This window comes from Tissierella praeacuta, assembly GCF_040396155.1.
GTDB classification, from domain to species: Bacteria; Bacillota; Clostridia; order Tissierellales; family Tissierellaceae; genus Tissierella; species Tissierella praeacuta_A.
The window spans coordinates 24,108-40,581 of the sequence record NZ_JBEBOY010000003.1 but is presented as its reverse complement, the minus strand read 5'-3'; the positions used below and the strand labels follow the sequence as shown (position 1 = coordinate 40,581).

Genomic DNA, 16,474 nt, shown 5'->3' with positions numbered 1-16,474 from the left:
GTTAATTTATTATTTATGTTGTTATTAGTTTAACATAGATATTGTTTTTCGTATTTACACTGATATGTCTATTTTTGCACTTTTAAATACAATGTTTAAAAATATGACAAAATCTTATATAATAATTATTAAGTTTAAAAGTCAAATTTAAAGGTGAAAGACATGTCATTGCGATTAAAAATTATCACAGTTTTCGTTTTATGTATAGTACTTACCTTTACTCCCTTATTATTTGTATTGGACACGAAGGTTAAAACCCTAAATATGGAACAACTTGAACATCAAACATTACAGTTAATTGACTCAAAATCAAATGAAATTGGCTCTTGGTTAAATCAGCGTATAAGTGAAATAAGGATTATTCATGAATATGCCTCCACTAAGGAGTTTAATTTATTATCTCTAAGACCTTATTTAACTAGATTAAATAAAGTATTGAGTACACAATATGGAAACTTAAATGAAACCTTTGCAATAGGAGGTACTGATGGGTATGGATGGATAAATGACAATATTACTATTCACGTATTTAATCGTGATTATTTCCACAATTTAATGTCCTCAGATAAAGAATATATTATATCTAAACCAGTTATTTCTAAATCTGATAATACACCTATTTTTATTATTTGTTATCCTATTATGAATGATAAAAAGGAAAAAATAGGGTTTATTAATGGTGCAGTTAATTTAGAAAAAATTTCTGAAATAGCAAATGGTATTGACGTTTATAATGGATTTTCTTGGATTATGAATAAGAATATGGACATATACTCTATTTCAAAAGATGATTTAACAAATAAATATATTTCAATAGAAGAATTAGATAAAATAATTAAAAAATCTAAGAAAGTAAATTCTGGAACAATAAGTCTAAAAAACATATCTAATAAAGATGCTACTTTGTTCTTCTCTTCTATTCCCTATACCGAAGACTGGCTCTTATGTACTATGGTAGAAAATAGCTGTATTCATAATCAAACAAATAATATCATTAATTTAGTTGTCGTTTTAGGAATAATTCTACTATTAATTGCAATTTTACTTGCTATTATTGTATCAGGAAATATAGTTAAACCAATTCACAAACTAAAAAATCATATGTTAGAAGTGTCTAATGGAAATTTAGATTCTTATTATGAAACTAAAAATAATGATGAAATATCTGTTCTAGGCAAGGTTTTTAATCAGATGCTTATGGATATAAAAAAATTAATTAACCAAGTATATCAAGTACAAACTCAGAAGAGAAATGCAGAATTAAGGGTACTACAATCACAAATAAACCCTCATTTTTTATATAATACATTAGATACAATACAGTGGAAAGCATTAGAATATAATGCTTTTGATGTGGCGGATATGATTAATTCATTATCTGTATTCTTTAGAATATCATTAAGTGATGGAAAAGAATTTATTACAATTGATGATGAAATTAAACATGTACGCAATTATTTGGAAATCCAAGAAACACGCTATAAAGATAAAATCAGTTATAGCATTGATTTAGATGAGCAAATTTCCCAGTACCTAGTTCCTAAAATGATAATACAACCTTTAGTAGAAAATTCTATTTATCATGGATTAAAGTTAAAAAGGCAAAAGGGATTTATTCATATAAATATATTATCTGAAAATGATTATATATTTGTTGAAGTTATAGATAACGGACTAGGTATGGACCAGAAAAAACTTGATGAAACCAGAAAAAATCTTTATCAATCCATTGAATCTGAACACTATGGATTATATAATATTAACGAACGTTTAAAGCTTACTTTTAAAGATAACTACAGTATTAATATTGACAGTGAATTTGAAAAAGGAACTAAAGTATTTCTAAAAATACCAAAGATAAGTGAGGGATTTCAATGTTTAGAATAGTCATAGCAGATGATGAGGAAATAATACGTAATGGTTTAAAAAATTTAATTGAATCCTATGATTTAGATTTATCTGTTGTGGGAACAGCACAAGATGGTGAAGAAGCCTTACAATTAATTAATATATACCAACCTGAAATTATTTTAATGGATATTAATATGCCTTTTATGAATGGTCTTGAAGTAATAGAGAAAACTAGAGAAATTGACCCTAATGCTAAGATAATCATTATATCAGGATATGATCAATTTGAATATGCACAAAAAGCATTGGACCTTGGAGTATTTAGTTATTTGCTCAAACCTATACAATATAGGGATTTTAAGAATATTATCATTAAAGCAATGGATTCATACCGTGAAAGAATGTGGGAAATAAACAAATTAAAAGAAATAGATACTGATAATATAAGCCATAAATGTATTGGAAATCAAGCAATTAACTATATAAAGGAAAACTTTACTCAAAATAATTTAACTCTAAATCTTATAGCTGAGCAACTTCATATAAGTCAATCATACCTTACTAGAATAATTAAACAAAAAACAGGCATTAGCTTTACTGATTATCTTAATAAATTGAGAATCAACATGGCAATAAAGCTTCTATTGGATAAAAATAATGATTATACCATAAATGATATTGCAAATATGGTAGGATATAGTAGTCAACATTATTTCAGCAGAGCATTTAAAAATTATATGGGACTTTCCCCTAATCAATATAAAAACTCTGTTAACTGTTAGGCTCTTAGAAGTAATTCAGCTATTATCACTTCTTTAACTATAGCTGGGTTATTTCCCATCTATATGATTTTATGCCTCTTTAAATCTTGTAGTTGTAATTTTTCCATCTACTCTATTTAAAGTCTTAACTTTTAAAGTTGGATTAACTATATCAAATTCTGCTATAATATCTTCAAATATTTTAAACTCTTTTCTTTTTATTATAACTTCAATTTGATATCTTTTTTTCTCATCATTTCCTCCAACAAGAAAATTATTAACTGTATATCCAGTTTTTCTAAGTTTATTTGATATTTCCATAACCTTATTTTTGTCACTTAGAAATAAATCTACTTCTAAAATACCAAGTGCTAATCTATCTTCAATTTTACTGCCTATAAAAACTCCTGCGGTTCTTCCTAAAGCATATGCCATAGTAAATTGAACCCCATCTGAGCTGGTGACTTTACTAACAATACTTGCAAAAATCATGGCATCTGCAAAAACTAACAAATAAACTGGATTCATAATTTTTTTAGACATCAATATTGTCTTTAGTGTTGCTAGAATATTTGTAAAAGCAGTTACTAAAAACAATCCTACAAGTGCAAACATAACATTTTCTGTCATTTAAACACCTCCTTTTTAAATTTTACATCACAAAAACTAACATACAATCATATATTAGTTATCAATTAATTAGTCATATTCATGTTTAAAATTTCATATGGAAAATTCACGATTGAATAAATATGATACCCTTTCGAGTAATATAGATATAAAGTAAATGGTTTATCTAAATTGTCACCATTATAACTTTAAAATAAAGATAAGGTTACTTCAAAGATTATTTTAAATACTTTAATTACATTCCAATTATTAATCTAACTATACTAGTATACTACATATCATTATTATTTGCAAATAATAAGGTTTTATTTATGTGTAATCGAATATATATTATAGCATTCTAATAAACTTTTTTTAAAAAGCTATTGACATTATCAAATTAAAGTATTATTATAATTTGTAATATTAAAAATGCTCTGATGGAGAGAAAGATATCCTGTCTTAATTACAGAGAGTTGGAAAAGGTGAAAGCCAACATTAAGAAGATATGTAATATTCACTCCTAAGCAGATTCGTTAAACGTATTATACAAGTAGACGAATCCGAATGCCCATCGTTATAGGGGATAGGACTGTTAGGTCTGATTGAGTGATGACTTTGTCATAATTAGGGTGGTACCGCGGAAATATAATCTTTCGTCCCTGTAAGTATAGCTAAAAGCTATATTTACAAGGATTGAAAGATTTTTTTATTGCCCAATTATTCCATGGCATTCAATCTATGCTAATTATCCTATAAAATTTATTGTTTACATTTTAAGGAGGATAATAAAATGAGGAAAAAGAAGATTAGTAAATTAATATCTTTAGCAGCAGTAAGTATCATGGTTTTATCAGGTTGTAGTTCAAATAGTAAAAATGTTAGTAATGCTTCTAATGGAAAAACATTTAAGATTGGAATTAGTCAACTATCAGACCATCCAGCATTAGATGATGCTAGACGTGGTTTTGAAGATGGATTAAAAGAGCTTGGTGTAGATGCTGAAATTGATTATCAAAATGCACAAGGAGATATTCCTACTACAGTTAATATATCTCAAAAATTCCTTAAGGATGAAGTTGATTTAATATATGCAATAGCAACACCAGCAGTACAATCTGCTAAGCAAGCTACAAAAGATATTCCTATACTATTTAGTGCAGTAACTGATCCTGTAAAGTCAGAAATAGTTGAAGATTGGAACAATGTTGGCGGAAATATAACTGGAACATCTGATATGGCGCCTACTGCTTCTCAGTTAAAAATGTTTAAAGAAATCAACCCTAATATAAAAACCATAGGTATATTATATAATACCAATGAAGCAAACTCTGAAATTCAAATAGAAGAAGTAAAAAATCTAGCTCCAACTGAAGGCTTAGAGGTAGTTACAATCGGAGTAAATAATATAAATGAACTTCCACAAGCAGTAGATTCTCTACTAAATAAAGTAGATGCTGTTTATGCCCTTAGTGATAATCTAATTGCATCATCTGTAGAATTGTTATCAAGAAAACTTATAGATAAAAAAATTATATCTGTTTGTGCAGAAGAAACACAAGTAAAGGGTGGAATATTAATAACTAATGGACTTAGTTATTATGAACTAGGTAAGCAAACTGCTAAAATGGCTAAAGAAATACTTGTAGATAAAAAAGATATTTCTACTATACCTGTAGGAGTAGCAGACAAAACCATAACAACTGTAAATATAAAAACCTTAGAATCTTTAGAATTAGATAAAAATCTTCCAATATTTAAAGATGCTTTAGAAGTGGGAAATTAATATATCAAAATAAAACTAAATATTTTTAGCTATACTTATAATACCACTAGGCTCTGTCAGGATTTACATCAAACCATCAGAAATTCAAAAAATATTTTTTCATAAAAACTATTGACATTATCAGATTAAAGTATTATCATAATCTGTAATATTAAAAAATGCTCTGATGGAGAGAAAGATATCGTTGATTATTTAAAGAGAGTTGGGAAGGGTGAAAACCAACAATAACAAGATATGTAATATACACTCCTGAGCCGATTTGCTAAAAGATTATCCGAGTAGGCAAATCCGAATGCCCATCGTTATAGGGGATAGGACTGTTAGGTCTGATTGAGTGATGACTTTGTCATAATTAGGGTGGTACCACGGAAATATAATCTTTCGTCCCTATAAGTATAGCTAAAAGCTAAACTTATAGAGATCGAAGGATTTTTTTTATGACCTAACACAACGAACGCCAGGTCCTAACGGACACCACTGAATTATACCCTACGGGGTAGATAGAGGTTGTGAGTTGATATAGGTCAAACGCAATGAGCACCAACCTTAATGTAGCATTTATCATTAGGAGTGTCCATTAGGACCAAATCTATATGAGTGTAACGAGTAAATAGATTTGAGTTGCAAAACTGCGGGAGGTTACTTAACCAAATTTAAATTGTCAATTCTCAATCATCAATTCAAATTGAGGAGGATAAAAAAATGAAAAAAAGTAAAATTAGTAAATTAGTGTCTTTAGCAGCAGCAAGTATTATGGTTTTAACAGGTTGTAATCCAAATGTAAATCAGTCAAATGATAAATCTAATGAAAAAACATTTAAGATTGGAATTAGTCAACTATCAGACCATTCAGCATTAGATGATGCTAGACGTGGTTTTGAAGATGGATTAAAGGAGCTTGGTGTAGATGCTGAAATTGATTACCAAAATGCGCAAGGAGATATTCCAACTACAGTTACTATATCTCAAAAATTCCTTAAGGATAAAGTTGATTTAATATATGCAATAGCAACACCAGCAGTACAATCTGCTAAGCAGGCTACAAAAGATATTCCTATACTATTTAGTGCAGTAACTGATCCTGTAAGTGCTGAGTTAATAAATACAATGGAAAGTCCTGGTGGAAATATAACTGGAACATCAGATGCTACTCAAATGGATAAACAGTTACAGTTGTTTAAGGACTTAGATAATAATATTAAAAAAGTTGGAATTATTTTTAATACTAATGAGGCAAATTCACAAATCCAAGTTGAAATGGCAAAAGAATTAGCACCTTCAATGGGTCTTGAAATAGTAGATGTTGGTATCTCTACAATATCAGATATACCACAGGCTGTAGATTCCATAGTCAAAAAAGCAGATGGAATATATACAATAACAGATAATATGGTGGCATCTGCAATAAATATAGTTTCTGAGAAAGCCATATCTAATAAGTTAATTACTGTAGCTGCGGAAGATTCTCATGTAAAAGGCGGTATTCTCATTACTGATGGAATTAGTTACTATGAGTTAGGTAAGCAAACTGCACAAATGGCTAAGGAAATTTTAATTGATAAAAAAATGCCTTCTGATATTCCATCACAGACTGCTGCCAATACTAAAAAAGTTATTAATGAAACAACATTAAAAGCTTTAGAAATTAATGAGAATAATGAAGTATTTAAAAATGCAACAAAAATTGATTAGAAATTTGAGGTGATATATATGAATTCATTAATTATTACATCCTTGGAACAAGGACTTATATTTGCAGTCTTAGCCATGGGTGTGTTCCTTACCTATAAAATATTAGACATAGCAGATCTTTCAGTAGAGGGAACCTTCCCCTTTGGAGCTTTTATATTTGCTAAATTTATATCTATGGGAATTAATCCTATAATAAGTACTTCAATGGCCTTTTTATTTGGTACTTTGGCTGGTTTACTTACAGCAACTTTTTTTACCAAATTAAAAATAAAACCTTTACTATCTGGAATCTTAACTATGACTATATTATATTCTGTGAATTTAAAAATAAATGGAAAATCCAATATACCATTATTTAGTTATAGCTCAGTTTTCGATTTAGGTTCATCCTTAGTAGTATTAGGTGTAATAGTGCTATTGATAAAAATAGTACTTGACCTATTTTTAAAAACTGAAACTGGATATTTACTAATTGCAACAGGAGATAATGAATCTTTAGTAAAATCACTGGGAGAAAGTAGTGATAAATATAAAATAATAGGATTAATGTTATCTAATGGATTAATAGCTTTAAGTGGTGCCCTAATGGCCCAAATACAAGGATTCTCAGATATAACTATGGGTAATTCTATTATAGTTATAGCTCTTGCTTCAATTATAATAGGCGATACTATAATGAAAAACTCTAACATAATAAAAAATACAACACGAGCAATATTGGGGGCAGTAATCTATAAAATTATCGGTGGAATTGCCATAGATTTAGGATTAAATCCTAATGACCTTAAAGCTATAAATGCAATAATTGTAATAGCATTTCTATCTTACAATAACTTCGCAGTTGGTTTATTTAGATCTATGAAAGAATCTGGAGGGAGAAAAAATGTTGAAAATAGTAAACCTATCAAAGAGTTTTAATAAAAATACAGATAATGAAATAAATATTTTTAATAATTTTAATTTGGAAATAGAAAAAAATAAATGTACGGCAATTATCGGTTCCAATGGCTGTGGAAAATCTACTCTCCTCAATATCATAGGTGGCAGCATATTAGCAGATACTGGACAGATTCTATTAAATGGAAAAAACATAGGAAATTTAAAAGAAGAACAACGGGCAAGTTATATAGGAAGAGTATATCAAAGTCCTTCCATGGGAGTATCTCCTTCCCTTACTATACTTGAGAATATGTCCTTAGCAAATAAAAAAGGAGAAAAATTTACTTTAAGAAAACTTATAAAAAAGAATAATATAGATAATTATATAGAATTATTAAAGGATTTAGATTTAGGTCTTGAAAACAAATTAAATACTAAAGTAAAATTTCTATCTGGTGGTCAAAGGCAATCTCTATCTCTTATAATGGCAGCCATGAAACACCCAGACCTGCTTTTACTTGATGAACACACAGCTGCTTTAGACCCTAAAACTTCAAGTGTAGTAATGCAAAAAACTAAGGAATTAATAAAAAAATATTCCATGACAACTATAATGATTTCTCATAATATGAAAGACGCTATAGAATATTCAGATAGAATAATTATGTTAGATAAGGGTCAAGTAGTATTGAATAAACTAAGTACGGACGTGACTGAAAAAGAATTAATGGATATTTATAGAGAAAAACTTATACAAAATGTGGCTTAAATAAGAAACCCACTCCTATATATTAATGTAGGGGTGGGTTAAGTTATCATAATGTTAGCTAATTCATAGGCAATGAAGCCGTAAATAAAAATAAGTTGATTAAGTTTCATAAATATTGAAACTTTGTAAAACACCCCTAAAATTTCTTTTGGATTCAAGATTCTAAAAATTCTATTCATGATATTTGAATAAATGTAAAGTAAAATTATCTTTATCATAAATAATGAAAAGTTTAGTAGTCAAAGTTTCTCCTCCAAATATAATAGGATCTTTCATTTGAGTTATATCTTTTGATAATTTCTTTACAATTTGTAGTTCTTCATCTGTTAAATTTAGCATAGATAATTTTTTTATTATATCTTCAATGCTTATTTCTTTAATAGTCTTTTCATATTCTAAAGGAATATTACTACTGGTATTATTAGAAATTCCATTTAATTTATCTTTTGAAATATCTTCTCTAATATCTCTTTCATATTTTAATATATCATAGTAAATACCATCTCTACCTTCAAAATTACTTATATTTTCCTGTGTATAGGACATAGGAAAATTCTTACTCCAATATACTTGTGTCAAGTCATAATATAAAATATATTTTTTTGAGAAAATAACAATTATAATAAGAACAGTCACAATAAAAATATTTCTAATATTCTTTTTAATTTTCATTAATAAGATCCTTTCTAACAAAATATTCAATTATATTATTAACTCATACTATTAATATTTACATCTAATGGTGTAAACCTTTGTTTATAACTTCTTTACTTCAATTTTAAATCTATAGTGTAATTTTAAATTATAATTAGCAACCTCTTATTTCTTATTCTATAAAAAATTATATTAAAATATAAACAAATCTTAAAGAAGGTTCAATTATAGTTATTAGTAAAGTCAATAATCAAAATACGAAATTTACTCATTTAATAAAAACCTCACAAATCATATAATTTATTTTCATAGTTCAAACCCAACACACCAAATAAATATATATTTTCAGATACATATATTCCTATATTTTTATATTATTACTTTATCTTAAACCTATCTAAATAAATTAACTTTGTCAACAGATTAATTATGACAGCATCCGACAGCCTCTGTGATTCATACTCTATTTAACATGAATCTTAATCAATCATGACTCCTTCAATAATTCAGCGAATTCCTATTTTAAAAACTTTGCTATACACTAGCAACTATCATTTGGCTTAAATAAAAAACCCACTCCTATATATTGATGTAGGGGTGGATTTATAAACAAGTAATAATATGGAAAAAATTAAATCCCAATATTAGAGAATCAAACTAAATCAATTTAATCAAGTATCCTCTCGAAATTTATACTATCATGCCATTGTCCATTATGATAAATATATTTATTATAACGTCCAGAAAATTGAAATCCATTTTTAATTAAAACTATTTGTGAGCCTATATTATTTGATGATGTTCCTGCCTCTATTCTATGAAGCTTATGTTTATTAGCTGCTTCATCTAAAATAAGTTTTACAGCTTTTGTTGCATAGCCTTTGCCCTGATGTTTCTCAGCTATTCTATAACCCAATTCAGCTTTATTAAAATCTCCCCTTATTATTGATACTAGATTTACTCTGCCAATAATTTCTCCACTCTCATCTAATATCAAATACATATATACTTGTCCTTTTTCTTGTTCCTCTACTAACTCCTTGACTATTGTTTTGAAATTATTAAAATCATAATAGCTGTCTCCCCTTGATGAAACCATACTTTCGAAAAAGTCTCTATTTTCAATTTCAAATCTAAAAAGCTTTTCTTCATCTGATTGCTCAAGTAATTTTATAATAATATCCGCCATAAAAAACGCTCCTTTATTTTATATTATTATATTTTAATAAATCCTTCTTTTAAATTGCTTTAATCTTCTATTATTAAATATTATCTAACACAAAATCTGCATTTTCAATAGGACAATATTCTTTAATATATTTATTTTCTGCTGGAAAATATCGTCTTTCATACTTTAGTTTTATATCCTTGGCTTCTCCTATGTAAGTATCTCTATTTATTACGCGAGTAAACCTTGTCTCCTTAGGTACTTCAACATAAATCATATAATCAAAGTATCTTTCTAACTCTTTCCTTTGTAAAAATATCCCTTCTATTAGCAAGATTGACCCATGTGGTATTCTTATTTGTTCTAATATATATAAATCATTTTCTTTATTATATAATTCTATTTCTTTATAAATCTCAATACCTTGTTTTATTGGCAGCAAAACTTCTTTAATTAAATAATCATACCTCCATTGAATATTATAATAGCAATACCATTCTTCTTTAGATTCATCATACCTAATATGTTTTGGATGTATAAAATCATCAATATGTAAAACAACAGGATAATAGTTAATATTCTGCAATTGTGTTTTTAGCAATTCTGTTATTGTACTCTTACCTGCCCCTCCTAGACCATCAATTCCAATAATTATAGTTTCCTTAGAATCGTATTCGCTCATTATTTTATTCAACAATGCTTCCATAAAAATTTTTCTCCTCTTATATAAAGTTTTTGTTTTCCATGAAAACTTATAATTTAGCATATTATATCATAGATATATCAATAATTCCTTTTAATTATTAAATAAATTTCTTATAAATATCAATTCAATAAATTAAAACTTATATATTATTTTTTATTCTATGGAAATTCAAAACAATCTTGTCATAATCAGTCTTGCTGAAGTATTTTATGAATATATCTAAATACCATTAGTTGATGTATATCCCATTTATTTATAAAAAAAGACTGCCTCAAATTTCATATTGAAACAGTCCTATTCTTTAAATTATTTATCTAACCAAATATAAGTATATTCTGATTCCGATGCCTTTTCTACAGCTTCTCCTGCTGGATGACCTTTTACATAAGATTTAACAACTATTTTTGCTCCCTTTTCATATAAGAATATTGCTGGAAGATCTTCAGCTAATAATGTTTGCATTTCTTTATATATAGGTGCTCTTTCTTCTTTTTTTGACGGAATTACTCCTTGTTCTAAAAGCTCATCCATTCTAGGATTATTATATTCTCCTAGATTCATTACACTGCCCGTTCCAAAACGGTTCCCAATGGCAGATATATCAGGTCCTTGATACCCACCAAGCATAGTCAATTCAAAGTCATGTCCGAACCAAACTTTTTCGTCATAGGATGAATCATCCATAGCATTAACTTTTAAATCTATACCGAATTCTTTAAAGTTTGATTTAAGAACTTCTACTACATCTTCAAACCCTGGATAAATATCTACTGTTGTAGTAAAATATATTCCATTTGAATCTGCTTTATATCCAGCTTCTTCTAATAATGATTTAGCCTTTTCTATATCTCTTTCTGGAAGTTTTGCATCTTTATTTAAAGCCCAATCATAAAGCGGTGATATGAAATATTCGGATTTTTCCCCTATCTCTTTTAATGCTTTTGTGAATATCTCATCTCTATCAATACCATAAGCTACTGCTTGTCTAACTTTTAAATCAGCAAATTTACCTTTATTCATATTGAAATGTATATATCCCTTATTTGGCCAAAGTTTATCATAAATTACATAATTTTCATCATTTTCAAATCTACTAATTTCATTGGCTGGTACCCCATTTTTATTTTCATCAGTTTCTCCATTTAACCATGCTTGATAAGCTGTACTCTGTTCTGGAATTATGGAGAATATGACTTTATCTAAATATGGTTTATCACCCCAGTAATCATTGTTTCTTTCAATAGTCACGCTTTCACCTTTTTTATGCTCTACAAATTTAAATGGGCCAGTACCTATAGGATTTTGATTAGCTGGATTTTCAAGCCAATCAGTGCCTTCATATATATGTTTTGGCATTATATATGTTCCAAACCATGCAATATATCCAAGAATTCCTGAATTAGGTCCCTCTAATTTGATTACTACTGTGTTTTTATCAGGACATGTGACTTCTTTTATATCTGAGAGAGAGTTTGCAGCAAAGCCTTCTTCTTTTATAATCTGGTCAAAAGTCCATTTTACATCTTCTGAACTAAAATCTTTACCATCATGCCATTTTACATTTTCTTGAAGATAAAATGTTATGGCAGTTTCATCTTCTGAGAATTCCCATTTCTTTGCAAGATCTGGAATTATTTCATCATATCCATTAATCTTTACAAGCTTATTAAAAACATTTTGAATTATTGGATATGCACCATCATCAGAAAATCCATCAGGATTATAAGTTCTAGGTTCTCCGCCCATACTTGCAATAAATACTCCACCTTCTTTAGGCTCCTTTGAAACTTCTAAAGCAGATTCAACATGTTCTGCATTTTCCCCTTTACCAGCCTCCATTGATTCATTTTTCTTAGCACATCCTGTAAATAGTCCAAGACATAGGATTATAGCAAGAAATAAAGATAATTTTTTCATCTCTTTCCCTCCATTTATTTATATATTATTTTTATTTATACAACTTGATATTAAAAGTTTGGTGTATGGATTCTTTGGATTTTGTATTATATCTTCTGTATTCCCTATTTCAACGATTTTACCTAGATACATCACTGCAATTTTATCAGATATATATCTTGTTGTTGCAATATCATGGCTTATAAAAATCAAGCCTACATCTCTTATCTTTGTTAACTCCAATAGAAGGTTTATTATATCTGCACGAACAGATACATCAAGCATAGAAACAGGCTCATCAGCAATAATAAGTTTAGGACTTAAAAGCATGGATCTAATTATTGATATTCTCTGTAATTGTCCACCAGAAAGCTCATGGGGATATCTATTAATATAATCCTTTGCTGGAACTATACCTGCACTTTCCATAGACTTTATACATATATTTAATCTTTCTTCTTCTGAATCCCCTATTCCATGTATTTCTAAAGGAGTAGTTAGAATCCTTTTCACACTATTTCTTGGATCAAAAGTATCAAATGGATTTTGAAAAATCATTTGACAATCCTGCCTAAATTTTAAACGTTCTTTCTTTAATATATTTTCAATAGATTTACCTTGAAATTCAATACTCCCTTCTGTTGGGTTTTCAAGAGCAACTAATAATCTAGCTAAAGTTGATTTTCCACATCCAGACTGACCTATTATACCTAAAATCTCTCCTTTTTCAATGGAGAAACTAACACCATCAACAGCCTTAGTAATTTGTTTCCTATTTTTTACTCCATCTACCTTAATACTTTTTTTCTGAACATACCATTTAGTTAAATTATTTACCTTCAATAAACTACCCACCATGTGCACCTCCTACCAAATGACAAGCTACATTCCAATCATTTGGAAAACTTATCATTTTTGGTATATCAGTGAAACATTTATCTATGGAATTTTTACATCTACTAGCAAATATACATCCCTTATGTGACACACTAAGATCTGGAAGGTATCCCGGAATCCCCCTTAGTTCATCTTTTTCTCCCATGAGAGATGGGTAAGAATTTAAAAGGCCTTTAGTATAAGGATGTCTAGGAAAGTGAAGAACATCTGATACATATCCACTTTCAAGGATATATCCTGCATACATTACAGCAACTTTTTCACATGTGGATGCTACTATAGATACATCATGGGTTATCATTACCCTAGTTAAATTCAATTGCTTTTCGAGTTTTATAATTTCATTAAGTATTTGTTTTTGTGTTACAACATCAAGGGCTGTTGTAGCTTCATCTAATATTAATACTCTTGGATAATTAATTAAACTAAGGGCTATACTAACTCTTTGCATCATGCCCCCTGATAACTCATGGGGATAAAAATTATATATATTATCTGAAAGGTTTACCAAGCTAAATAACTCAAATATCCTTTCTCTTATTTCCCTCTTTTTTGCATTTGGTCTATGTACTTTATATATATCAGACAATTGACATCCTATTGTATGTACTGGGCTTAAAGAATTCATTGATTTTTGAAAAACAAAAGCAATTTCCTTCCACCTTATTTGTCTCAACTCTTCTGGGCTAATTTTTAATAAATCAACTCCATCAAATATAATTTCACCTATGATTTTAGATGTTTTACTAGGAAGTAATTGTAATATAGCCATAGCAAGAGTTGACTTTCCAGATCCAGATTCACCAACTATCCCAATGGAATCCCTCGGCTCTATATTTAAAGATAAATCATTTACTGCTTTAATTTCTTTTTCTTTAGTCTTGTATGTAATATTCAAATTTTTTATATGAAGTAATGACATATATCTCCTTAGCCTTTCTCATTTAATTTCGGACTTAGCACCTGACGCACTCCCTCTCCAATTAGATAAAAAGAAAGTACAGTAAATACAATTGCAATACCGGGAAATGTACATATCCACCAACTTCGTGGAAGATATACCTTCCCATGTGATATTATCTTGCCCCAGCTTATGACATTTGGATCCCCTAAGCCTAGGAAAGATAATCCTGCTTCTGATAATATAGCTGATGATACAGCCATAGTAGAATCTGTTATAATTGGAAAAATCCCATTTGGTATAATATGTCTAAATAATATCCTTATATCAGATTCTCCAATAATTTTCGCACTTTTAATAAAGGTCCTTTCTCTAAATGATATCGCTTGAGAACGCATTAACCTTGCTGTGCTCGTCCAGCTGGTAAGAGCCATAACAATGATTATATTTGTTAAACTGCTACCATAAATAGCGACAACTATTAATATGATAAAGAAACTAGGCAGCATTAAAAATATATTTATTATCTCTGAAATTATTCTATCTACCTTTCCACCTACATAGCCTGCTATAGCTCCTATTAAAATTCCTATAACAGAAGATATAAGAGAAACAGCTATACCTATTTTTAAAGATGTTCTAGAACCATAAATCACCATACTAAATACATCTCTACCTAAACCATCAGTACCAAATATATATTCAGATGATGGTTTTACAATCAAATCATCATTTAGAAAATTCGGATCTTTAGTTGCAATAAATGGAGCTAATATTGCTATAGAAATCAATATTATAAAAATTATTATTCCCACTTTCAGTTCCTTAATAGAGTTTACATTTCTAAGTATATCTCGAAATTTTTTATTCATATATAAGCACACCCTTATTCAAGTCTAATTCTTGGATCTATTAAGGCATAAATAATATCTGTTATAATCATAAACACACAGATTGATATGGAAATCATTAAATATATACCTGTTAGTAATGGATAATCTCTTTTTATTATTGCATCTAAAATAAGCCTCCCCATACCAGGCCATGCAAAAACAATCTCAGTAAGTGTTACTCCACTAACTGTAAATGCTAAAGATAAACTAAACATCGTAATAGTTGGTATTATAGCATTTCTCAATATGTATTTATTAAATATTTTACTTTCTCTCATTCCTGTAGCCCTTAGTGTTAATATGAAATCTTCTGACATGGTCTGTAAAATAGAAGATCTTGTAATTCTAAAATACATTGGCACTTGAATTATAAAAAGTGTACTAATAGGTAAAATCATATGTTTAGCTATATCTAAAACACGAGCTAGTCCCTCATATCCTGCCCTTAGATCATACATACCAGAAGTTGGCAATATCCCTAACTTAGATGCAAATATTAAAATAAGAATCAATCCTAACCAAAATCCAGGAAGAGCATCAAAAATATATGAAATACTGCACATAACCTTATCCAAAATGGAATTTACTCTTCTAGCTGCATATATTCCTAGATAAGTTCCTGCTATAACTGATAATATAGAAGCTGTAAGTGTAAGTAAAATTGTAGCAAATATTTTTTCGCCAATTAATTTAGATACAGGTTCATTACTCATATAAGAATATCCCAGATCACCCTTTAGAATATTCTTTACATAATTAATGAATTGAACTGGTATAGGTTTGTCCAATCCATATCTAATAGTAATATGCTCTATAAGCTCAAGATTAGGATTATCTGTGCCTGCAAGAACTTTTATCGGATTCCCTGGAGCAAATCTAATCAAGAAAAAAGTTAAACAAAAGGAAAATACTATGGTCAAAATTCCAGTACTAATACGTTTTCTTATATAATGTCCCATGATATCCCTCCTGCTATCTAAATCAAATCTTTTTAATTTATTTAAAAACTTCT

Annotated in this window: 15 protein-coding genes and 2 other annotated features; of the genes, 6 read left to right on the top strand and 9 right to left on the bottom strand. The window is 28.6% G+C overall.

The annotated features are described in order from the left end of the window. Positions 1-264 precede the first annotated feature (264 nt). Complete coding sequence (locus ABWP20_RS02310) at positions 265-1,887, top strand: sensor histidine kinase (RefSeq protein WP_353093332.1); 1,623 nt, start codon at positions 265-267, stop codon at positions 1,885-1,887. Beyond that, positions 1,875-2,633: a response regulator transcription factor gene (locus ABWP20_RS02305; RefSeq protein WP_353093330.1), complete on the top strand. Its 759-nt coding sequence runs from the start codon at positions 1,875-1,877 to the stop codon at positions 2,631-2,633. The genes ABWP20_RS02310 and ABWP20_RS02305 overlap by 13 nt, the downstream gene beginning before the upstream one ends. 69 nt (positions 2,634-2,702) lie before the next feature. Here the strand turns inward: ABWP20_RS02305 and ABWP20_RS02300 are convergent, their stop codons facing one another. After that, the gene (locus tag ABWP20_RS02300) at positions 2,703-3,242 is read right to left on the bottom strand and encodes a DUF5698 domain-containing protein (protein WP_353093328.1); all 540 of its coding nucleotides are present in this window, start codon (positions 3,240-3,242) and stop codon (positions 2,703-2,705) included. 407 nt (positions 3,243-3,649) lie between these two features. Continuing rightward, positions 3,650-3,888: a binding site (T-box leader), on the top strand. Positions 3,889-4,014: 126 nt separating this feature from the next. Here ABWP20_RS02300 and ABWP20_RS02295 point away from each other — a divergent pair. The 4 genes from ABWP20_RS02295 (at position 4,015) to ABWP20_RS02280 (ending at position 8,347) form a co-directional block, all read left to right on the top strand. After that, positions 4,015-5,007, top strand: a complete 993-nt coding sequence (locus tag ABWP20_RS02295; protein ID WP_353093326.1) for an ABC transporter substrate-binding protein — start codon at positions 4,015-4,017, stop codon at positions 5,005-5,007. A gap of 154 nt (positions 5,008-5,161) precedes the next feature. After that, positions 5,162-5,399: a binding site (T-box leader), on the top strand. A gap of 310 nt (positions 5,400-5,709) precedes the next feature. After that, entirely contained in the window at positions 5,710-6,699 is a 990-nt protein-coding gene (locus ABWP20_RS02290) for an ABC transporter substrate-binding protein (protein ID WP_353093324.1), read from the top strand. Between the two features lie 18 nt (positions 6,700-6,717). Then, positions 6,718-7,617: an ABC transporter permease gene (locus tag ABWP20_RS02285; protein WP_353093322.1), complete on the top strand. Its 900-nt coding sequence runs from the start codon at positions 6,718-6,720 to the stop codon at positions 7,615-7,617. After that, on the top strand, positions 7,583-8,347 hold the full coding sequence (locus ABWP20_RS02280) for an ABC transporter ATP-binding protein (protein WP_353093320.1): 765 nt from the start codon (positions 7,583-7,585) through the stop codon (positions 8,345-8,347). Before ABWP20_RS02285 ends, ABWP20_RS02280 begins: the two co-directional genes overlap by 35 nt. 171 nt (positions 8,348-8,518) lie before the next feature. Here ABWP20_RS02280 and ABWP20_RS02275 read toward each other — a convergent pair whose 3' ends face one another. The 8 genes from ABWP20_RS02275 to ABWP20_RS02240 all read right to left on the bottom strand — a co-directional run bounded on the left by ABWP20_RS02275 (position 8,519) and on the right by ABWP20_RS02240 (position 16,421). Beyond that, on the bottom strand, positions 8,519-8,893 hold the full coding sequence (locus ABWP20_RS02275) for a hypothetical protein (protein ID WP_353093318.1): 375 nt from the start codon (positions 8,891-8,893) through the stop codon (positions 8,519-8,521). A 775-nt stretch (positions 8,894-9,668) separates the two neighbouring features. Next, entirely contained in the window at positions 9,669-10,190 is a 522-nt protein-coding gene (locus tag ABWP20_RS02270) for a GNAT family N-acetyltransferase (RefSeq protein ID WP_353093316.1), read from the bottom strand. A 73-nt stretch (positions 10,191-10,263) separates the two neighbouring features. Continuing rightward, the gene (locus ABWP20_RS02265; protein ID WP_353093314.1) at positions 10,264-10,875 is read right to left on the bottom strand and encodes an AAA family ATPase; all 612 of its coding nucleotides are present in this window, start codon (positions 10,873-10,875) and stop codon (positions 10,264-10,266) included. A gap of 306 nt (positions 10,876-11,181) precedes the next feature. Next, a complete protein-coding gene (locus ABWP20_RS02260) occupies positions 11,182-12,792 on the bottom strand; it encodes an ABC transporter substrate-binding protein (protein ID WP_353093312.1) in 1,611 nt (536 codons plus the stop codon). 18 nt (positions 12,793-12,810) lie between these two features. Further along, positions 12,811-13,626, bottom strand: coding sequence for an ABC transporter ATP-binding protein (locus tag ABWP20_RS02255; protein WP_353093310.1), 816 nt, complete (start codon positions 13,624-13,626; stop codon positions 12,811-12,813). Continuing rightward, positions 13,619-14,590, bottom strand: coding sequence for an ABC transporter ATP-binding protein (locus ABWP20_RS02250; RefSeq protein ID WP_353093308.1), 972 nt, complete (start codon positions 14,588-14,590; stop codon positions 13,619-13,621). Before ABWP20_RS02250 ends, ABWP20_RS02255 begins: the two co-directional genes overlap by 8 nt. Positions 14,591-14,598: 8 nt before the next feature. Further along, entirely contained in the window at positions 14,599-15,441 is an 843-nt protein-coding gene (locus tag ABWP20_RS02245; protein ID WP_353093306.1) for an ABC transporter permease, read from the bottom strand. A gap of 14 nt (positions 15,442-15,455) precedes the next feature. Then, positions 15,456-16,421, bottom strand: coding sequence for an ABC transporter permease (locus tag ABWP20_RS02240; protein ID WP_353093304.1), 966 nt, complete (start codon positions 16,419-16,421; stop codon positions 15,456-15,458). Positions 16,422-16,474: the final 53 nt, after the last annotated feature.